The sequence below is a fragment of the Streptomyces sp. NPDC017979 genome, assembly GCF_044328175.1.
Lineage (GTDB): Bacteria > Actinomycetota > Actinomycetes > Streptomycetales > Streptomycetaceae > Streptomyces.
This window is the reverse complement of the sequence record NZ_JBIRGU010000002.1, coordinates 26,325-42,778: the sequence shown is the minus strand read 5'-3', so window position 1 is coordinate 42,778 and position 16,454 is coordinate 26,325. Positions and strand designations below refer to the sequence as shown.

13 protein-coding genes are annotated in these 16,454 nt (G+C 70.9%); 6 read left to right on the top strand and 7 right to left on the bottom strand.

Features of this window, described 5'->3' with window-relative positions:
• Positions 1–59 precede the first annotated feature (59 nt).
• Complete coding sequence (locus tag ACH4E8_RS06045) at positions 60–1,943, bottom strand: bifunctional metallophosphatase/5'-nucleotidase (protein WP_398444842.1); 1,884 nt, start codon at positions 1,941–1,943, stop codon at positions 60–62.
• 177 nt (positions 1,944–2,120) lie between these two features.
• Between ACH4E8_RS06045 and ACH4E8_RS06040 the strand changes: the two genes are divergently transcribed.
• Positions 2,121–3,479: a serine hydrolase domain-containing protein gene (locus ACH4E8_RS06040; protein WP_398444841.1), complete on the top strand. Its 1,359-nt coding sequence runs from the start codon at positions 2,121–2,123 to the stop codon at positions 3,477–3,479.
• A 77-nt stretch (positions 3,480–3,556) separates the two neighbouring features.
• On the opposite strand, the gene ACH4E8_RS06035 is transcribed toward ACH4E8_RS06040, so the two are convergent.
• The 4 genes from ACH4E8_RS06035 to ACH4E8_RS06020 all read right to left on the bottom strand — a co-directional run bounded on the left by ACH4E8_RS06035 (position 3,557) and on the right by ACH4E8_RS06020 (position 8,055).
• Positions 3,557–5,719 carry an MMPL family transporter gene (locus ACH4E8_RS06035; RefSeq protein ID WP_398446035.1) on the bottom strand — a complete coding sequence of 721 codons (2,163 nt, stop codon included), beginning with the start codon at positions 5,717–5,719 and terminating at the stop codon, positions 3,557–3,559.
• Positions 5,716–5,961 (bottom strand): hypothetical protein, encoded by a 246-nt coding sequence (locus ACH4E8_RS06030; protein ID WP_398444839.1) that lies wholly within the window; start codon positions 5,959–5,961, stop codon positions 5,716–5,718. Before ACH4E8_RS06030 ends, ACH4E8_RS06035 begins: the two co-directional genes overlap by 4 nt.
• A 217-nt stretch (positions 5,962–6,178) precedes the next feature.
• On the bottom strand, positions 6,179–6,847 hold the full coding sequence (locus ACH4E8_RS06025; RefSeq protein WP_398444837.1) for a response regulator: 669 nt from the start codon (positions 6,845–6,847) through the stop codon (positions 6,179–6,181).
• Between the two features lie 29 nt (positions 6,848–6,876).
• Complete coding sequence (locus ACH4E8_RS06020; protein WP_398444835.1) at positions 6,877–8,055, bottom strand: sensor histidine kinase; 1,179 nt, start codon at positions 8,053–8,055, stop codon at positions 6,877–6,879.
• 177 nt (positions 8,056–8,232) lie between these two features.
• On the opposite strand from ACH4E8_RS06020, the gene ACH4E8_RS06015 reads away from it, so the two are divergent.
• Positions 8,233–8,661, top strand: a complete 429-nt coding sequence (locus ACH4E8_RS06015; protein WP_398444833.1) for a hypothetical protein — start codon at positions 8,233–8,235, stop codon at positions 8,659–8,661.
• 84 nt (positions 8,662–8,745) lie between these two features.
• Here the strand turns inward: ACH4E8_RS06015 and ACH4E8_RS06010 are convergent, their stop codons facing one another.
• Positions 8,746–9,315, bottom strand: a complete 570-nt coding sequence (locus ACH4E8_RS06010; protein WP_398444832.1) for a hypothetical protein — start codon at positions 9,313–9,315, stop codon at positions 8,746–8,748.
• A gap of 300 nt (positions 9,316–9,615) precedes the next feature.
• Positions 9,616–10,602: an alpha/beta fold hydrolase gene (locus tag ACH4E8_RS06005; RefSeq protein ID WP_398444830.1), complete on the bottom strand. Its 987-nt coding sequence runs from the start codon at positions 10,600–10,602 to the stop codon at positions 9,616–9,618.
• 208 nt (positions 10,603–10,810) lie between these two features.
• Between ACH4E8_RS06005 and mshD the strand changes: the two genes are divergently transcribed.
• From mshD to ACH4E8_RS05985, 4 genes are all read left to right on the top strand, one after another.
• Positions 10,811–11,734 carry a mycothiol synthase gene (mshD, locus tag ACH4E8_RS06000; protein WP_398444828.1) on the top strand — a complete coding sequence of 308 codons (924 nt, stop codon included), beginning with the start codon at positions 10,811–10,813 and terminating at the stop codon, positions 11,732–11,734.
• 388 nt (positions 11,735–12,122) lie between these two features.
• On the top strand, positions 12,123–14,351 hold the full coding sequence (locus ACH4E8_RS05995) for an RNA degradosome polyphosphate kinase (RefSeq protein WP_398444826.1): 2,229 nt from the start codon (positions 12,123–12,125) through the stop codon (positions 14,349–14,351).
• Between the two features lie 124 nt (positions 14,352–14,475).
• A complete protein-coding gene (locus tag ACH4E8_RS05990; protein ID WP_398446033.1) occupies positions 14,476–15,600 on the top strand; it encodes a CHAD domain-containing protein in 1,125 nt (374 codons plus the stop codon).
• A complete protein-coding gene (locus tag ACH4E8_RS05985) occupies positions 15,597–16,049 on the top strand; it encodes an NUDIX hydrolase (protein WP_398444825.1) in 453 nt (150 codons plus the stop codon). Before ACH4E8_RS05990 ends, ACH4E8_RS05985 begins: the two co-directional genes overlap by 4 nt.
• Positions 16,050–16,454 lie beyond the last annotated feature (405 nt).

The window sequence follows — 16,454 nt, the reverse complement described above, 5'->3', positions numbered from 1 at the left end:
CCGGTGATGCCAGCACCGGTGATGCCAGCACCGGTGGTCCTGACGCCGAACGGTCGACGTCACTTCACCACGGTGATCCGACCCAACGCCGGCGGCGCCAACGGGGCCGTCGGGCTGGAGTGCGCCCCGAGGTAGGCGATCAGCACGTCCAGGTCGGAGGCGCCGACGAGCTTGTTCTTGTGCTCCTTGAACACGGCGAAGCCGTCACCGCCGCCCGTCAGGAACTCGTTCATCGCCACCCGGTAGGTCTTCGCCGGGTCGACGGGCTCGCCGTTGAGCCGTATCGAGTCCACCACCACCCGGTCGGCGCCCGTCTTGGTCATGTCCAGGGTGTACGTGAAGCCCTTCGAGACCTGGAGGATCTTCGGCGACGCCTGGTTCGACCCGCTGACCTGCTGCTGGAGCGCGGTGACCAACTGTGCTCCGGTGAGGTCGACCACGTTCATCATGTTGGTGAACGGCTGGACCGTGAACGCTTCGCCGTACGTCACCACGCCCGCCCCCTCGCTGCCGGACGGCTCGGCCACCATGGGCGCCCGGATGCCGCCCGGGTTCATCAGCGCGAGCTGCGCACCGCCCTTGTCTGCCGCGGCGAGCGCCTCCAACTGGGCGTCCGCGATCAAGTTCCCCAACGGACGCTCCTCCGCCTGGGGATTGTCGATGTCCGCGGAGATGTACCCGACGGGCCGGTTGGCGATCGGCGCGGCGAGCGCGTTCCAACGGTCGATCAGCCGCGTCATGTCCCGCGCCTTCCGCACGTCACGCGTGACGACGTGGTTGGCGGAGGCCACCGACGTGCGGACGATGTCATGGGTGCGCCGGTCGTACGTCAGTGTGGTGTCCGTGTAGAGCCGGCCTGCCGAGGCCGCGGACGTCACCGTGCGCGGATTGCCCGCGGGGTCGGGGATCGTGCACGCGTACGCCTGGTGCGTGTGGCCCGTCACCAACGCGTCGACCTGCGGGCTGACCTTCTTGGCGATGTCCACGATCGGCCCGGAGATCCCGTCACCGGGACCGGGGCTGTCGCAGTTGTAGTTGTACGAGGAGGAGGCCGGGGCCCCGCCCTCGTGCAGCAGCGCGACGATCGACTTGACGCCCTGGCGCTCCAGCACCTTGGCGTACTTGTTGATCGCCTCGATCTCGTCGCCGAACTTCAGGCCCTTGATGCCCTCGGCGTTCACGATGTCGGGCGTGCCCTCCAGGGTCACCCCGATGAAGCCGATGCGCACCCCGCCGCGCTCCCAGACGAAGTACGGGTCGAGCAGCGGCTTGCCGGACTTCTCGTGGGTCACGTTGGCGGTCAGATAGGGGAACTCCGCGCCCTTGAACTTCCTGCCCCGCTCGTAGCAGCCCTCGGTGGGGTGGCACCCGCCGTTCTGGATCCGGGCCAGCTCGCGGGCGCCCTCGTCGAACTCGTGGTTGCCGACGGAGGAGACGTCCAGCCCCAGCTTGTTCAGCGCTTCGATGGACGGCTCGTCGTGGAAGAGGCCGGAGAGCATGGGCGTGGCACCGATGAGGTCGCCGGCCGCCGCGGTCACCGAGTAGCGCTTGCCCTTGCGGGCCTCGCGTAGATGGGTCGCCAGGTACTCGGCGCCGCCCGCGTCGATGGTCTTGGTGGTGCCGTCGGGGTTGGTGTGGGTCACCCGACCGCCCGAGCCGGACGGCGGCTGGAGATTGCCGTGGAAGTCGTTGAACGAGAGCAACTGGACGTCCACGGTCCGCGCGTGGCTCCGGTCACCCGCGCTCCCCTTCTCCGCCTGGTCGCGCTCATGGGCGCCGGCGGTCCCTGCGGGCAGCGCGGCGAACAGCGCGCCGACGGTGGTCAGGCCGGCGACGGCACCGAGGACCCGACGGTACTTGCGGTCCTTTCGGGGGCGCGTCGCTCTGTGGACGCGGGGGCCCTCGGGCCCGGGCGAACTCGTCGCGTGCGAGCTGGCTGACATCTCTCCCCTTGATCTTTCAACGAACGACGGAGACTGCCCCGGCAGCCTAGGGTCAACGCGCGTAGCACGACAGGGGGTCACGGGTCACAACTCAGCCATCGAATTCCCCTCGATCAACCGTCTGCGCCCCTCCTGGGTCCATCCCACCGATGGCCAGTCGGCAGTAAGGAGCCAGACATGACGGCACGACGACTGAAACGCACGGGCGCGGTGGGTCTTGTCGCGGGCACGCTGACCCTCACCGCTCTCACCGCCCCCACCGCCCAGGCCGATCCCACGGCCCCCACCGCCATCCTCACCCCCGCCAACACGGCCGGGCTCACGGGCGGGAACGAGGCCGGGGGCACGGCCGCGAGCGGGAACGAAGCCCGGGACCCACGCACGGACACGAGCGAGACCGGGGACGAGGGCACGGGCGGGAGCGAGGCCCCGGGCGCAGGCGGCGCCGGAGCCAGTGGCAGCACGTCCCCCGGCTCGCGCGGCAACCATCAGGCCACCCAACGCGCCCTGGAAGCCCTCGTGGCCGGCGGCCTCCCGGGAGCGACGGCCACCGCCACGGACGGGCACGGCGTCTGGCAGGGCACCGCAGGCGTCGGCAACCTCAGAACGGGCACCCCGCGCGGCGCCGACGACCGCTTCCGCATCGCCAGCATCACCAAGACCTTCGTCGCCACCGTCCTCCTCCAACTGGAGGCCGAAGGCGCACTCGACCTCGACGACACCGTGGAGAAGTGGCTGCCCGGCCTCGTCCGCGGCAACGGTCACGACGGCCGCACGATCACCGTCCGCCAACTCCTCAACCACACCAGCGGCGTCTACGACTACCTGGCCGACACCGAGTACCTGAACACCTACGCCCTCGCACCGGGCTTCCTGGTCCACCGCTTTGACAACCGCACACCGCAGGCCGCCGTACGCGTCGCGATGCGGCACGCGCCCGCCTTCTCCCCGCCCGGCAGCGAGTACTCCTACTCGAACACCAACTACGTCCTGGCCGGCCTGATCATCGAGAAGGCCAGCGGGAACACCTACGAGCACGAGGTGCGCAAGCGCATCATCAATCCGCTCGGCCTGCGCGCCACCACCATGCCCGGCAACAGCAGCCACATGCCCCGCCCCAGCAGCCGCGCCTACTCTCAGTTGTCGACGGACCCGGCCGCGACGAAGATCTACGACGTCACCCTCCAGAACGCGTCCCAGAGCTGGGCGGACGGCGACATGATCTCCAGCGCCGCCGATCTGAATCGCTTCTTCAGCGCCCTGTTGCGCGGTCAACTCCTTCCGCCCCAGCAGCTCAAAGCGATGAAGACCACCACCCCCGACGGCCACGGCCTCGGCCTCGAACGCCTGCCCACCCGGTGCGGCACCACGGTGTGGGGCCACGCCGGCGGCTGGATCGGCTCGCTCTCCGTCGCCGTGACCACCGAGGACGGCGGGCACTCGCTCGCCTACAACACCAACGGCGACTGGCGAGAAGACGGCCTGTACCCCGTCATCGAAGCGGAGTACTGCGGCACGGCCAAGCCCACCTCCTGACCGGGCTGCCGGCCCGACCACGGGGGAACAGGGCCCCGGCCCGGCGGGACGCTCTCCCGTCGCGGGCCGCGGTCCGGTCACCCGACGTTGGACCGCTCCAGAGCCACCTTGGGCAGCACCTTCGCGAGCGGCCCGGGCAACCACCACGCCCGCGCCCCCAGCAGTTGCATCACGGCCGGAACGATCAGGCACCGGATGACGACGGCGTCCAACAAGATGGCCACGGCCAGGCCGAGCCCGAATTGCTGGAGCATCCGGTCTGGACTGAGGATGAACGCGGCGAACACCACGATCATGATGGCCGCAGCCGCCGTGATCACCTTGCCCGTGGCGGCCAGCCCCTCCCGCACTGCCCGCGCGGGATCCCCCGCGCTCTCCCACTCCTCCTGTATCCGGGATATGAGGAACACCTCGTAGTCCATCGACAGCCCGAAGACGATCGCGAAGACCATCACCGGGATGAACGCCTCGACGGGCCCGGGCTGCACGCCGAACCAGCCGTGCTGGAAGACCAACGTGATCGCACCCAAGGCTGCCGACACCGAGAGCAGGTTCAACAGAGCCGCCTTCAACGGGATCAACAGCGATCGGAACACCGCCATCAGCAACAGTGTGGACAGCCCCACCACGATGGCGACGAACAGCGGCATCCGAGAGGACACCGCGTCCGCGAAGTCCTGCGTCGCCGCGGTCGGCCCGCCCACCAGATACTCCGCTCCCGTCCTTTCCGCGAGCGGCGGCAACACGTCCTCACGCAGGGCATGGACCAGGTCGGTGGTCTTCGCGTCCTGTGGCGCGGTCGTCGGATAGGCGATCACCGTGGACACGGCGCCGTCCTTGGTGGGCAACGGCGGCGTCACGGCTGCGATCCCTTCCGTACGCTCCAACGTGGACCGCATTTCCTCCGCCGCTGCCCGGCCCCCCTGGCTGACGACGACGAGCGGGCCGCTGAACCCGGGGCCGAAGCCCTCCGCCAGCAGGTCGTACGCCTTTCGCGTGGTCGTCGCGGGCGCGTCATTGCCCGCGTCGGCGAATCCCAGCCTTAGCCCCAACGCGGGCGCGGAGAGCGCCAGGAGCGCCACCACGGCGGCCAACAGCGCGGGCAGCGGCCTGCGCTGGACGGCGCCGGCGAGCACCCTCCAACGACGCCCGTCTTCGCGCCCCTTCGCCTGCGCCGCGGCTGCCCGCTTGAGCACCGTCTGCTGAATCCGAGGCCCGAACACCGCCAGCAGCGCCGGCAGCAACGTCAGCGAAGCGACCATGGTGACGAGGACGGTGAGGGCCACCGCCAGCGCCACGCCCTGGAGCGACCCCAGCCCCAGGGCCACCAACCCCAGCAGCGCGATGATGACCGTCCAGCCGGCGAAGAAGACCGTGCGCCCCGCGACCGCCAGCGCGGTCGCCACGGCACTCTCCCGATCGCTGCCGCCGAGCAGCTCGTGGCGGTAGCGGTAGAAGATCAACAGCGCATAGTCCACCCCCACCCCGAGACCGACCAGCATCATGATCGGCGGGGTGAAGTCCGCGACGGTGAAGACCCGCGACGCCAGGGTGATCAGCCCGATCGCACCGCCCACCGCGAACAGCGCGGTCACCAGCGGCACGGCCGCCGCCAGCAGCGATCCGAACAGCAGGACCAGGATGACGAGGGCGGCGAGCATCCCGGCGCCCTCCGCGCCGCCTCCCGACTCCTCCTCGGCTCCGCGCACCGCTTCGCCGCCGAGCTGCACCTCCAACTGGTCGGTCCCTGCGGTCTTCGCAACGTCGATGACGTCGGTGACGTCCTCCTTCGGCACCTCCTCTGCCTTGCCGTCGAGGGTGACCGTCGCATATCCGACGGTGCCGTCCTTGGAGAGGGCGGAACCGTCCTCGTAGGGACTGCGGACGTCCGCCACTCCGGGGAGCTCTCGGACCTCGTGGAGCATCTTCTCGATGCCCTGGCGGGCGCCGGCCAGGCCGCGCTCGTCCTTGAAGACGATTTCCACGCTGGCGCCGGCCTGGAGCGATCCGTGTTTCTTCAGCAGGTCCGTCGCAGCCTGCGAATCCGTACCGGGCAGGGAGAAGTCGTTCTGATAGCGGCTGCCGAGGGCTTGGGAACCGACCGTGATCGCCGCGATGGCCACCACCCACAGCAACAGCGCGAGCCAGCGCCTGCGCTGCGACCAAGTGGCGAGCCCCGCGAAGACGCCCCCACCCGTACGGGCGCGACGCGGGGGCGAAGGGGAGGTGTGCTGCGTCATGACGGCCACCCGCCCTTCCTCCAGCGGGATCCGACGAACGCACCCACGGCCGCGAACACCGCAGGCGCGACGCCGAACAGCAGAGCCGGCCCGAAGCGGCCTTCGCCGGGGTCACGGCCGAAGAGGAAGTCCAAGAACGCCGCCGTGGTCTGCGCCAGCAGGAACCCTGCGGCGCCTCCTGCCAGCAGCCCGACGACGGCTCGGCCCGCCGTGCCTGGTGGGAAGTGCGTGTGTGTGCTCATGGCCTCAGCGTCGGGCTGAGGTGTGCCCGAGGACATCAGCCTGCGGCGGGCACCTGTCGTACATCTCCAGTTGCGGCCTGACGGCCCTGCATACACCCGGAGTTGCGGTTAGGCAGGGATCAAGCACCCCACCTGACCTGACCTGACCGTCCCCACGCCGCGGCCGGCGGCCACGGCGTCCTCCGGCCGCGGGACCACCGCGGCACCACGACGGGCTTCAGGCAGTCAGCCAGCCGGGCCTGACCATCCCCGACTCATAGGCCAGGATGACCAATTGCGCCCGATCGCGGATGTTCAGCTTGGTCATGATGTGACTGACATGCGTCTTCGCTGTCGCGGGACTGAGGACCAGCCGCTTGGCGATCTCATCGTTCGTCAGCCCTTCGGCCACCAACAACATGACCTCATGCTCGCGTTCGGTGAGCGCCTTCAGCCGCGGATCGGGCTGGGGCGCCTTCACCCGGGCCGCGAACTCCTTGATCAGCCGACGGGTGACGCCCGGGCTCATCAGGGCGTCCCCTTGGGCCACCACCCGGATCGCCTTGAGCAACTCCTCCGTCTCGGTGTCCTTCACGAGGAACCCGCTCGCCCCGGCGCGCAGCGCACCGTAGACGTAATCGTCCACGTCGAACGTGGTGAGGATGATGACCTTGACGTCGGCGAGCCGGCTGTCGGCGGCGATGCGGCGCGACGCCTCAAGACCGTCCACACCGGGCATACGAATGTCCATGAGGACGATGTCCGGCGCGAGTTCACGGCAGGCGGTCAGCGCCTCGGCCCCGTCACCGGCTTCGCCGACAACCTCGATGTCGTCCTCGTCCTCCAGGATCGAGCGGAATCCGGCGCGTACCAGGCGCTGGTCATCGACGAGCAAGACTTTGATCACGGTGCAGGTCGCTCCGTTCTCCCAGAGGGCTACGAGCGGGTCCGCTGGGACCCGTGATCGGAACCGTAGGGCAGACTGGCCCGCACTGCGTAGCCCTGTGGACAAGGGCCCGCGGAAAGCTCTCCGCCCAGCGCCCGAGCGCGCTCGCGCATGCCGGCGACCCCGCTACCAGCGCCCTTGAAGCCGTGGATCGCAGCGCCGTGGCCGTCGTCCGCGACCTCAATGGTCAACTCCTGTACCCCGTACTCGACGCTCACGGTGGCTTCCGTGACGCGCACCGCGTGCCGGGTGACGTTCGTCAGCGACTCCTGCACGATCCGGTACGCCGCGAGCTCGACTTCGGTCGGCAACTCCCGCTGCTCGCCTTGGATCAGGGTCCGCACGTCCAGACCGGCGAGCCGGGCGGCGTCGACGAGCTCGTCGATGCGGTCCAGACCGGGGAGGGGTGCCGTGGGCGCGGCTTCGTCACCCTGCCGCAGCACGCCCAGGGTGGTCCGTAGCTCGCGCAGCGCCTCCCGGCTGGAGTCCTTGATCGCCGCGAGGGCCTCCTCGGCCAGGGCTGCACCGGCCACCTGGTCCTTCTTCAGTCGGCGCAGGGCCGCCGAAGACTGCACGTGCACGAGGGAGATGTGGTGCCCGATGACGTCGTGCAACTCGCGGGCGATCCACATCCGCTCCTCGCCCGCCGCGCGCTGCTCCACCTCCCGCACGTACGCCAGGCGGGCGTGGCGCGCCCAGCCGAGGGCGACGACGCCGATCAGCCAGCCGGTGAACATGAACAACGCGACGCCGTTGACGTCGCCGTTTCCCGCGGCGGTGCCGATCGCGGTGGAAACCAGCGCCAGCGAGGCCAGACCGACCGCGGCCTGGAGGCGCCCGTCCGCGGCGACCTGGTACAGCGCCACCACGAACGCGATCAGCAGCGGGCCGTCGTATTCACTCAGCAGATAGAACGCACCGGTGCCGACGAGGGCTACGGCGGCGACCACGACCGGACGGCGGTGGCGGAAGAACAGCGCGGCGCACACGACGGCGGACAGCAGCCAGCCGACGACGGTCAGCGGCCACGGCTCCGACCGCGCGCCCATGAGAGGTCTCAGCGCGCCGATCACCACCACCGCGACGACCCCGACGTTGACCGCTACGTCCACGCGGGGGCTGCGCGGCAGCCGGCTGCGCAGCCGGGAAACAACAGCACCAGCAGGCATGGAGCCAGCGTAGGTCGAGCCCGCCACCTGCGCCTTCACCCCAGCGATGGAACTGTCGACCGCGCTTCCGCAACCGCTGGGGTAGGGACAGTCACTCGACCCGCAACTGATGGAGTACATGGGGTGTCAGCCGTGGGGGGACGCGCCGAGGGTCGACCTACGCCGACTCTGATGGACATGAACGCAACGCACTCCGATCTTCCGCTCGCCCAGCGGCTGCGCGCCCTGTCCTGGCCGCTGATCGGCGTCCTCACGCTCGTCGCGCTCATCCGCCCGCTGTTCTCCATCGCGGGCCTGAGCGAGGCCCTGGGGAAGCCAGCCACACCGCTGATCCTCACGGCCGCCATCTCCCTGGTGTGGATAGCGGCCGTCGGGCTCCGCCCGGTGCACGACCCCCTGCTGACCCTGGGCGCCACGGGTATGGCGTACGCCGTGGCAGCCGTGGTCCTCAGCGCCGTCCTCTCCCCCATCCTTTCGGGACAGCTCGAAGGTCCCCTCGCTCGGCCTTACGCCATCGTTCCGATGCTGCTCGTGAACGCTCTCTGGGGCGCGATATGCGGTGCGCTCGCGATGGCTCTGCGCCGCACGCGGAGTGTCGGCGCCTGATCGATCCCCTGATGAACAGCTCGGATTGGAGGAGAGGTGCGGTGGATCACTCGGTTTTTAGCGCACTGGCCGTTCCGCCGGCGTTCAACCGGATTCGGCGAGGGTGACCTGCAAGGTGGCCATCAGCTCGCCGGCGAGCTGGGCGACCTTCCCGGTCTGGTCCATGTTGCGCCAGGTGAAGGACGCGAGGACGACGCTCTGGACTCCCGGCGGCAGCACCGCGTAGGTGAGGGACCCGGTGTCCTGGCGCCAGAGGCCGAAGAGTTGCTTGGTGGTGACCAGCGATCGAAGGCGCACCGCGGGACCTGCGTCCAGGTCCGGGTAGGTCACTTCGGGCTCGCCCGTGGTGTCGCTGCCGACCCAGTCCAGCAGCAGCGAGCGGGCCTCGTCGAGGTCGGGTCGCGGCGGGCCCTGTCCGTCCGCGTCCGCGTCGTCCAAATAGGAGTCGATGACGAAGTCGACGACTGCTTCGCCAGCGCCGGAGTAGAAGGCCGCGGCCATGATCGGCCCGTCCGCGTTGAGCGCGGTGGCCCGATCGGCCACGTCCTCGAAGAACGCCTTCTTCTCGATGGCCAGTCCACGCGGCCCGTAGCGCTCCACCGTCGCCGCGGCCAGCGCCTCCGCCTCGGATCTCGCTCCTGTGGCAAGCGTCAAGTCAACCCAGCCGGGGCCGAGTTGGACACAGCACACAAGGTCTTCCACCGAGGGAACTTCCTCGTCCTGTGCGGTCATCCCCCGTTCCTACCAGAGCGGACTGCGCAATGTCTGGGTTACGCGATTCCAGGGCCGCCGCAGAGAGGGAAGGACTTTCGGCCAATGACGTCGGTGATGAACTCCGAATCGACCACAGCGAATGCGACGCGGCCAACGGAACGGCGTACGCAGGTGCGCACGCCGTTCAGCGCTCGGTGTCGCGTGGTCAAAGTCGCCGTCGCGGCAGCGGCGGGGAGGCCGTCAGAGGCCCGCGAGCCAGTCCAGGAGCAGGTCGTTGACCTCGTCGCCCGCCTCCTGCTGGATCCAGTGACCGCGCCCCGGCAGGATGTGCGAACCGACCAGCCCGGGCAGGGTGGTGGGAAAGGCCGCGATCACATCCGCCAGCCAACCGATGGACGCGTCCTCGGAGCCCCCGATGAAGAGGGAGGGCTGCGACAGCGGAGCGCCCCGCCAGTCGGCGAACTCTTCCCAGTCCCGGTCCATGTTGCGGTATCGGTTCAGCCCTCCGGTCAGACCGGTCCGCTCGAACTCCCCCGCGTACACGTCCAAGACCTCGTCCGTCAGCCACGACGGTCGCCGCCCCACCGGGAAGCCGTCGGAGAGCTTCTCCCCCTGCTTCACGAAGTAGAAGGAGGACACGTCGTCGGAGGGCATGGTGTCGGCGGACAACCCCGCGTAGAAGCCGGCGAGCCAGCCCCGCACGTCCGGTTCCACCTCGGCCTCGGTGCGGCCAGGCTCCTGGAAGTAGGACACGTAGAACTCGCCGTCGCCCCCCATCTGAGCGAAGACATCGGAGGGGCGGGGCCCGGTCCACGGTGCGTAGGGCACGCTCATCAGGCCCACCGCACGGAAGATCTCCGGGTGCAGCAGCGCCGAGTTGGCGGCGATGGTCGCGCCCCAGTCGTGGCCCACGACCACCGCAGAGGACTCCCCGAGGCCCTCGACCAAGGCGAGGGTGTCCTCGACGAGTTCATGCAGTCGGTACGCCCCGATCTCGGTCGGGTGCGACGAGCGGCCGTAGCCGCGGACGTCCATCGCCACCGCGCGGTAGCCGGCCGCGGCGAGGGCCGGCAGTTGGTGGCGCCACGAGTACCAGGACTCGGGGAAGCCGTGCACCAGCAGGACGAGCGGGCCCGAGCCCTGCTCGACGACATGGGTGCGGCCTGCCGGGGACGGGACCAGACGGTGCGTCCTCCCGGTCGTGGATGCCTCGGTGCGCTGCGCCATGAGTACTCCTCGGGTTCCGTTCGCGGGTGCGGTGCCTGCGGCTCGATGATGCGACCGGCCGGCGGGGCACGCGAGCCTCCTTTGCCATATCGGCAAATCGCCGCGCCGCTGCGCTGGCGCCGGGTGACCCCACGCCCGCGGGCACCCCGCCGGGCCTGGTGGCCGCCCGTCCCACCGCCCGACCGCGCCCCCGCCGTAGGCTTCCACCATGACGACTGACGCAGTGATTCCGGAGCCCGGCCGGCAGATCGAGAGCCTCGATGCACTGGCTCCCGACCAGGCGGACGCCGTTCTCGCCGTGCTCGCCGAGGCCGCAGCCGCGGACGGAACGCAGGCCGTCTCCGAGCAGGGCCGGCTCCAGCTGCGCGGTGGCCCGCGCGAAGGCGTTCGGCACTTCCTGCTCACCGTCGGCGGGGAGCTGGTCGGCTACGCGCAGCTGGAGGACACCGACCCCGTCGAAGCCCCCGCGGCGGAGCTGGTCGTCCACCCCGCCCACCGAGGACGTGGACACGGCAGGGCGCTCGGCAGTGCGCTGCTCGCCGCGTCGGGCAAGCGGCTGCGGGTGTGGGCGCACGGCGGGAAGTCCGCCGCGCGGCACCTGGCGCAGGTCCTCGGGCTGACCTTGTTCCGGGAGTTGCGGCAGATGCGGCGTCCGCTGGCGCCGCTGGACATTCCGGAGCCCGTGTTCCCGCCCGGAGTCACCGTGCGCACCTTCGTTCCCGGTGTGGACGACGCCGCTTGGCTCGCGGTGAACGCTGCTGCGTTCGCCCACCACCCCGAGCAGGGTTCCCTCACGCAGCGGGACCTCGACGACCGCAAGGCCGAGCCCTGGTTCGACCCCAAGGGCTTCTTCCTGGCCGAGCGGGACGGCGTCGTCGTGGGCTTCCACTGGACGAAGGTGCACGCCGCCGAGCAGTTGGGGGAGGTCTACGTCGTCGGAGTGCGCCCCGACGCGCAGGGCGGCGGCCTGGGCAAGGCGCTCACCGCGATCGGGCTGCGCCACCTCGCCGCGCAAGGGCTGTCGACGGGGATGCTGTACGTCGACGCGGACAACACAGCCGCGGTCGCCGTGTACGAGCGGCTGGGCTTCAAGACCCACGAGGTCGACCTGATGTACCGCACCGAGTCCTGAAGCCCGAGGCCCAGACACCCGGCCTCCAGACACCCCGGGCCCGGACACCCGGGCCCAGACACCTGAGCTCCGACGCCCGGGGCCGGGGTCCAGGGCCCGGGCGTGCAACGGGCAACTGGTGTCCGGCGCCCAGCAGCACCCGATCGACATCGTGCCCATCGCTTGCCCGGGCCGGAGGCCGGTGAGACGACGGTGGGCCCCGCACGGTCCCGCCGTCGATTCCCGGACGTCATGTCGTCGTTACCGGCCATTCAGACTGCACTGCGACGATCACTCAATGCAGTCAGGCGTACCCGATCCCGTATCGGGCTCAGGAGCGGATTCCGCACGAACCCTCGTACCCCGCTCCGACGCGCCCATCGCGCCCCAGACGCGGAAGAATGGGTTCATGAGTCAGCAGCCTGCCGAGGCATCGGTCCAGCACCCCCAGCCGTCCGTCGGTTCCATCGCGGCGCACCGGCCGCACACCGTGGCCGCCACGGTGTCCGATCTGGAGCCCGACCTCGACGCGGATCTCGACGGCTACGAAGAGGACCACGGCGGCAACGGCGCGGAGCTCCCCCAGGGCCGTTTCCTGGACCGGGAGCGCAGTTGGCTCGCGTTCAACGAACGAGTGCTGGAGCTGGCCGAGGACCCGGCCACGCCCCTACTCGAACGGGCTAACTTCCTGGCCATTTTCGCCTCGAACCTCGACGAGTTCTTCATGGTGCGCGTCGCCGGCCTCAAGCGCCGCATCGCCACCGGCGTCGCCACCCGTTCCGCCTCCGGCCTCCAGCCGCGCGAGGTGCTGGACCTGATCTGGACCCGTTCGCGCGAGCTCATGGCCCGGCACGCCGCCTGCTACCAGCAGGACGTCTCCCCCGCGCTCGCCGAAGAGGGCATCCACCTCATCCGCTGGCCCGATCTGACCGAGAAGGAGCAGGCCCGCCTCTTCACCCTCTTCCGCCAGCAGATCTTCCCCGTGCTGACGCCGCTGGCCGTGGACCCGGCGCACCCCTTCCCGTACATCTCCGGCCTCTCCCTCAACCTCGCCGTGGTCGTGCGCAACCCGGTCAGCGGGCACCGCCACTTCGCCCGCGTCAAGGTCCCGCCGCTGCTCTCCCGCTTCCTCGAAGCCTCGCCGCAGCGCTACGTGCCCCTCGAAGACGTGATAGCGGCCCACCTTGAGGAGCTGTTCCCGGGGATGGAGGTGCTGGCGCACCACATGTTCCGAGTCACCAGGAACGAGGACCTGGAGGTCGAGGAGGACGACGCCGAGAACCTGCTCCAGGCGCTGGAGAAGGAGCTGATGCGGCGGCGCTTCGGGCCCCCGGTCCGGCTGGAGGTCGAGGAGTCCATCGACCCGTACGTGCTCGACCTGCTCGTGCGCGAGCTGAAGATCACGGACGCCGAGGTCTATCCGCTCCCCGGGCCGCTCGACCTCACCGGTCTGTTCGGGATAGCGGCGCTGGACCGGCCGGAGCTCAAGTACCCCAAGTTCATCGCGGGCACGCACCGTGACCTCGCCGAGGTCGAGTCGGCGTCCGCGCCGGACATCTTCATGGCGCTGCGCGAGCGCGACGTGCTGCTGCACCACCCGTACGACAGCTTCTCCACCTCCGTGCAGGCGTTCCTGGAGCAGGCCGCCGCCGACCCCGACGTGCTGGCCATCAAGCAGACGCTGTACCGGACCTCCGGCGACTCGCCGATAGTGGACGCGCTGATCGACGCGGCCGAGTCGGGCAAGCAGGTGCTGGTCCTCGTCGAGATCAAGGCCCGGTTCGACGAGCAGGCCAACATCAAGTGGGCGCGGAAGCTGGAGGAGGCCGGCTGCCACGTCGTCTACGGACTCGTCGGCCTCAAGACCCACTGCAAGCTCTCGCTCGTGGTCCGCCAGGAGGGCGAGATCCTGCGGCGCTACTCGCACGTCGGCACCGGCAACTACCACCCCAAGACCGCGCGGCTGTACGAGGACCTGGGCCTGCTCACCGCCGACCCGCAGGTGGGCGCGGACCTCTCCGACCTCTTCAACCGCCTCTCCGGCTACTCCCGCCGCGAGACCTACCGCCGGCTCCTGGTCGCCCCCAAGTCACTGCGCGACGGGCTGGTCTCGCGGATCAACAAGGAAGCCGCGCACCACCGCGCCGGCCGGCCCGCGTACGTCCGCATCAAGGTCAACTCGATGGTGGACGAGGCGATCGTCGACGCCTGCTACCGCGCGGCGATGGCCGGCGTGCCGGTGGACATCTGGGTACGCGGCATCTGCGCGCTGCGCCCCGGTGTGCCCGGTCTGTCAGAGAACATCCGGGTGCGTTCCGTCCTCGGGCGCTTCCTGGAGCACTCCCGGGTCTTCGCGTTCGGCAACGGCGGCGAGCCCGAAGTCTGGTTCGGCAGCGCCGACATGATGCACCGCAACCTCGACCGCCGCATCGAGGCGCTGGTCCGGGTCACCGACCCGGCGCACCGCGCGGCCCTGACCCGTCTGCTGGAGACGGGGATGGCCGACACCACGTCGTCCTGGCACCTGGGCCCGGACGGCGCCTGGACCCGGCACTCGACCGACGCGGACGGGCGGCCGTTGCAGAACGTCCAGGAGATGCTCATCGACGCCCGGAGGCGCAGGCGTGCACAACCCTGAACTGTCGGCCCGCAGCGGTCCGGCGCGCACCACGACCTCGGGACCCGTGATGACCACGGGCCCCGTCGCGAGCGCGGCGCCGGAGCCGCCAGGGCCGATGCCGGTGCCGGTGCCACTCGGGCCGATGCCGGACGCGGCGGCGGAGGCGGGCGACCCGACGGCACCCCAGGGCCCGACCCCACCGGCCGGCACCGGCGAGGTGCTCGCGGTCTATCTGCACGCCCGCGCCGGTGACTTCCTCCGCAGCCTGCGGCTGTACGAGGAGAGCGGTGCCGACACCGCGGCGGTCGCCGATGCGGCCCGTTCGCTGCGGACCGCGTCCCGCCGCATCAGCGGCACGCTGCACACCTTCCGGCCCCTCCTCGACCCGGTCTGGGCGGACGGGCTGCGCACGGAGCTGGCCTGGCTGTCCACCACGCTCGCCCAGGAACACGCCTGCACCTCTCGGCTGACCCGCCTCCTCGACGCCCTGACCAGGCTCTCCGGCGCCGCCCCGACCCCGCTCCCCGCCGCCCGCAACGAGGCCGCGGCCCGGCACGTACTGCCCGCGGAGCCGCCCCACGGTGAGCCCACGGCGACCGCGACCACCACCGCGTCCCGCGCCGGCGCCCTCACCGTCGGAGCCACCCGCGCCGGCGCACTCCTGGAACGCCAGTTGACGCTGGCCAGGACCCGGGCCCACTCCGCCGCGCTCCAGGCCCTCGGCTCCGCCCGCTTCCACGCGGTCGCCGACGCCGTCGCCGTACTCGCCTCCGAACTCCCCCTCGGACCGGTCGCCACCGCCCGCGCCGAGGACTCCCTCTTCCCCGCCGCGGAGACGACCGAGCGCCGGCTGCTGGAGGCCGTCACCACGCTCCCCCTCAGCCGCGCCGGCCACCCGTACAACGCGGACGCGCTGGTGTACGGTCTGGCCCCGGCGCCCGCCGAAGAGGCGCAGGACGCCCCCTGGCACCAGGTCCGCCGACTGCTGCGGCTGCACCGCTACGCGCTGGAGGTGCTGGTGCCGCTGCGCCCGAACGCCACCGCGGACGTCCTCGCCCGCGCCGGCCGGCTGCTCGACCGCCACCGCGACGCGGCGGAGGCCGCCGAAGCCGCCGCCGCGGCTGCGCGCACCCCGCGCATCTCCCCGGCCACGGCGTACGCCCTCGGGGTGCTCCACGCCGACCAGCGCCACGAGGTCGAAGCCGCGCGGTTCGCCTTCCAGGACGTCTGGCCGGGCGCCGTCGCGCTGTCGGCGAGGCTCCCGTGACCAGCGCCGAAAGCCGCGAACGGGACGCCCCCGACCAGGGCGCGCCCATCTTCGCCGCGGGCTGCGTCCTGTGGCGCCGCGCGCCCCGCGACTCCGCCCACCACCTGGAGATCTGCGTCGTCCACCGTCCCAAGTACGACGACTGGTCGCACCCCAAGGGCAAGCTCAAACGCGGTGAGCCCCCGCACGCCGGCGCACTCCGGGAGGTCTTGGAGGAGACCGGGATGACGTGTGCACTCGGGCCCGCGCTGCCGACCGCGCACTACCGGGTCGAGGGACGCCCCAAGGAGGTGCGCTACTGGGCCGCCGAGGCGACGGGCGGCGCCTTCGCACCCAACAGCGAGGTGGACCGGATCGTCTGGCTCCCCCCGGACGAGGCCCGGGCGCGGCTCACCCAGGAGCGGGACCGGGAGCTGGTCACGGACCTGCTGTCCGCCGTGAGCACCTGACCCCACGGACCGCGTCGCACGCACCCGGCGTACGCACCCGGCCCCGCGCACCCGCCGGAAGCCCCGCGCACCCGCCGCACACCCCCGCCGGAAGCCCCGCGCCGCGCTGCCCCCGCCGAAACGCCGCGTCAACCCATCCGAGCGTCTCGCCCGAACGCCCGCCACTCGTACGGGTAACGGCCGTCACGACACCCCCCGCAGCGCGCTAGGTTGCGCTCGGTGACACCCTCCGACGCCCCCCTCCCCGTACGAACCCCGTGAACCATGCACTTACCCGTAGCGCGACAACACCCCAGGCCACACGCGCGGACCGGCCCCTTCCGGGGTGGCTCGGCACGATTACCCAGCCGCCCAGCACGGTTCACCTCCCGTTCACTCGCCACCTTGGGGCACTTCACCTGATCT

What these genes read in the sequence shown, in the direction of transcription:
- ACH4E8_RS06045 (WP_398444842.1), bottom strand. Translation starts at nt 1,943, where the DNA reads ATGTCAGCCAGCTCGCACGCGACGAGTTCGCCCGGGCCCGAGGGCCCC.
- ACH4E8_RS06040 (WP_398444841.1), top strand. Translation starts at nt 2,121, where the DNA reads ATGACGGCACGACGACTGAAACGCACGGGCGCGGTGGGTCTTGTCGCG.
- ACH4E8_RS06035 (WP_398446035.1), bottom strand. Translation starts at nt 5,719, where the DNA reads ATGACGCAGCACACCTCCCCTTCGCCCCCGCGTCGCGCCCGTACGGGT.
- ACH4E8_RS06030 (WP_398444839.1), bottom strand. Translation starts at nt 5,961, where the DNA reads ATGAGCACACACACGCACTTCCCACCAGGCACGGCGGGCCGAGCCGTC.
- ACH4E8_RS06020 (WP_398444835.1), bottom strand. Translation starts at nt 8,055, where the DNA reads ATGCCTGCTGGTGCTGTTGTTTCCCGGCTGCGCAGCCGGCTGCCGCGC.
- ACH4E8_RS06015 (WP_398444833.1), top strand. Translation starts at nt 8,233, where the DNA reads ATGAACGCAACGCACTCCGATCTTCCGCTCGCCCAGCGGCTGCGCGCC.
- ACH4E8_RS06005 (WP_398444830.1), bottom strand. Translation starts at nt 10,602, where the DNA reads ATGGCGCAGCGCACCGAGGCATCCACGACCGGGAGGACGCACCGTCTG.
- mshD (WP_398444828.1), top strand. Translation starts at nt 10,811, where the DNA reads ATGACGACTGACGCAGTGATTCCGGAGCCCGGCCGGCAGATCGAGAGC.
- ACH4E8_RS05995 (WP_398444826.1), top strand. Translation starts at nt 12,123, where the DNA reads ATGAGTCAGCAGCCTGCCGAGGCATCGGTCCAGCACCCCCAGCCGTCC.
- ACH4E8_RS05990 (WP_398446033.1), top strand. Translation starts at nt 14,476, where the DNA reads ATGCCGGACGCGGCGGCGGAGGCGGGCGACCCGACGGCACCCCAGGGC.